Below are 3,209 nucleotides of genomic sequence, written 5' to 3'. Positions count from 1 at the left end.
GAGCTAGGAGGTTTTTATAGTCTGGATTCTAGCTTTACTAGGCAATAAAACTTAATAACCATTACTATCATCAATGGAGTTATTGCTAAAAACTGTCTCATTATCCTCTTCACCGTCATATAAATCTATCGGTAAAATCCTACCTTCGGAGCTTTCAATTACTCCGATCGCAGGGGTCTTGTTCCAATTAACATCTGTGTTTGAGAAGGGCTGCTGCGATGCCTGCGGCGGTAAACTACGCAAATGTTTCAATCTGGAAAACGACTCTTTGGAGAACAAGGCACCATTATCAGCGGCCAATTTTTTGTCAGCATCAGCGATAATGGCATCAAATAACCAGGCGTTATTGAAATTGGCAGAATTCAGATTTGTCCCCATAAGGTTAGCCTGTTGCAGGTTTGCGCCTGCAAGGTTCGCCTGTTGAAGGTTCGCGCCTGCGAGGTTCGCCTGTTGGAGGTTCGCGCCTGCGAGGTTTGCCTGTTGCAAATTCGCTCCCGCTAAATTCGCCCCGATTAACTCCGCATTGGATAAGTTTATCTGCTCAAGATTTACCCCACTTAACATAACTTGCAATAAAGAGGCTCCCGATAAGTTGAGTCCAGCCAGAGACTTGATTCGGGTTGCAAAGGCACTTTTGTGCAAAACCGTTGTCCTAGCAATTAGCGCACTCAACCCATCTGGATTGAATTCTGCCAAATTCGCTGGATTACCGCAAGGCCAAAAAGGAACTTTTGTTTCTCGGTAACAAGCACAAAGCAATAAAAACACATTCAGTCCTACAGCAGCATTCACCTGTTCAACATTCACTGGGTTTTGTAGTGCGTGAAAATGAGTCAAAGCTTTGTGGGCTATCCCTTCATCTAACCAACGGCCTTGACAGTAATCACGCCAGAAAGACAAAAGACGTTGAAACAAAACTTCAAAGGAAAACTTGTGCTTTTGCTGCCGATGCAATCCAGCAATCGCTAATTCTTCAATTTCCTGGCTAAGTATCCCATAACCTAATAAATTATAAAGGTGTTGGGCTACGCTACTGGGAGAATCAAGCACAAAAGTCAGTGTACCATAAGCCTCATCTTGGTACTTAGTTAGAGATTTAAGTTGGGCAGCAATCGCATCTGCACAAATAAATTCTCCTAACTTAATATGCGAAAACTCAATTAAACTACTTTTTGCTGCGTCTTTGACTGAGCTTTCTAAATCCCGAATTTTAAAGTAAAACGCTGGTAAAGTATTAGATTCCTCAGCTAGATTAATTTGATGACGTTGCGAGTGTAAAATTTTCAGAGCGATCGCTTGCATCTGCTTAAGTAAATCTTCGGGATGACGTCCAGCGAGTAAATTAGCGATCGCTTCTGGAGTTCGGTGGATATGAGCCGATCCTGAGCGCAGTAACATCGTCTTCATACCACCAATTAGCGGATAGCCCAACAACCATCGACTCAGGCGATGATAAATTTCCCATAACAGAGAAGACTTTTGGTTATTAGCAGCTAACTGCAATAGTTGATCATCTAGCAATCCGTCGCGGTGCAAAATGCCCAACAAATGCAGCATTAGGGGTTGACGAATCAGGGCAGATAATTCTATTAACTTTGATTGGCTGGTCAAGAAGCCGGACTGTTTTAAGAATGTAAATAAATTTTGAGAGATCGCCAACGATTGCACTTTTATCCACTGCTGAAACCATTGTTTGAGTTCGTCCGTATCCAATGGCTGAATAATAATTCGCCTCAATAATAGCGGTAGTTCAGAGACGATTTCCGCTAACGTCGTTGAGCGACTCGTCAACACAATTTTGTGTTGGTGCTGAGATTGAAAGTTCAGTAATTGCTGAATAAAAATTGCTTGTCCCCTTATACCCTGAGGCGAAGGGGGCAGTTCGTCTAGACCATCCAGCAGCAACAGACAAGGGAGATTTTCTGGCTCTAACCAAGTTGAAAGATTAACAGGAAAAGCCGAATTTAGGGTTTCGGTGAAAGTTTTGCCGTATTTTATATCCCGCAACCTAATTAATATCGGCATCCAAGTAGGGTAAAGTTCCTGTGCTACCTCTGCCGCCCAAAGTTGGCAAAAACTAGTTTTTCCATAACCAGGTTCCGACTCAATGATTGCGATTGTTTCTAAATCAGCTAGCTGTTGCTGCGCCCATGTTTTTAAATCAACTGGTTTAATAGTTTTTTTATCCGGCTCAGAAATACTTTCCTCTATTGGTAAGCCTTTTTGTGGTACATAAATATCCTTAAGCGCAAAGGATTCCATGAGCAAAGGCATACTCAGGTTTTTAATCAAACTTGCACGGTAATGTTCTCGGTGCAAATCAATTTTCTCACCGACTGTAAAACCAACTTCTGGGGTGATTAAACTGGGAGATAATGAAATCCCCAAACGGAAAAATTTTTGCAGTTGGGCTAAAGGTGCAGCATTCTCGGTAACGACTACCAGTATGTTACCAGGAAGTGAGTTGAGCAAACGCTGTGTTAGGAGTTTAGCTTCAGGTGACTCTGCACCATTGGCAACTAACCAAGCGATAACAGCGTTATTTATTTGTTGCACCAGTAATGAATCTGCAACTAAAGATAATGCTTGTTCCGCTTGAGTGTCACTCAATTTACCTGGGCTGAGAGTTTTCAGCAAACCTTGTAGTTGCGGATCTGGGAGCGTAAATTTACCCAGAGACTCTTTAAATATGTGTGATTGAACGGGTATACTTGCCCGATCTAGCCACGGTCTTTGCAAGCTTGCTTCTTGCTCTAGAATTGCTTGCAAAGCCTGGAGATAGGCAATTTGAAAGGCTAGCCATGTGCCTTCGTTACGTTTTAATGGTTTTTTTTGGCTTAGACTACGCAACAGGTTTTCTGTCAACTGGGAAATGACATTGATTTCTTTCCAAACAATATCTAAAGGCAGTTCTAAAACCTCTACCAAGGTACAGATATCAAAAGGCATGAGGCTTTTAACTTCCATATCCTGAACAATCCGGTAGGCAATACCTGCCAATTGCCCCGTTGAAAATCCTCTGATTTGATTGATTGCGATATAGCGTTCTGCCAACCAGTGCCGAATACTCAGGTTCATTTAATTACACAGTCAAGGCTAATATGGCAATTATGCTCGATTTATCAGTTGTCGAAAACAGGTAACAATGGGTAAGACAAAGTTTTGTATCAAAACTGTTTTCTGATTGCTAAAAAACAGTGCTTGTTTGA

At 42.0% G+C, this 3,209-nt stretch carries 1 protein-coding gene; it reads right to left on the bottom strand.

Annotated features, from left to right (window positions below; genetic code table 11):
* Positions 1 to 51: 51 nt before the first annotated feature.
* On the bottom strand, positions 52 to 3,078 hold the full coding sequence (locus tag ACYTXL_RS07080; RefSeq protein ID WP_461924087.1) for a pentapeptide repeat-containing protein: 3,027 nt from the start codon (positions 3,076 to 3,078) through the stop codon (positions 52 to 54).
* Between the last annotated feature and the right edge of the window lie 131 nt (positions 3,079 to 3,209).

The organism is Nostoc sp. (assembly GCF_054880495.1).
The sequence above is the reverse complement of the archived record's forward strand: the minus strand, read 5'-3'. Positions and strand labels throughout refer to the sequence as shown.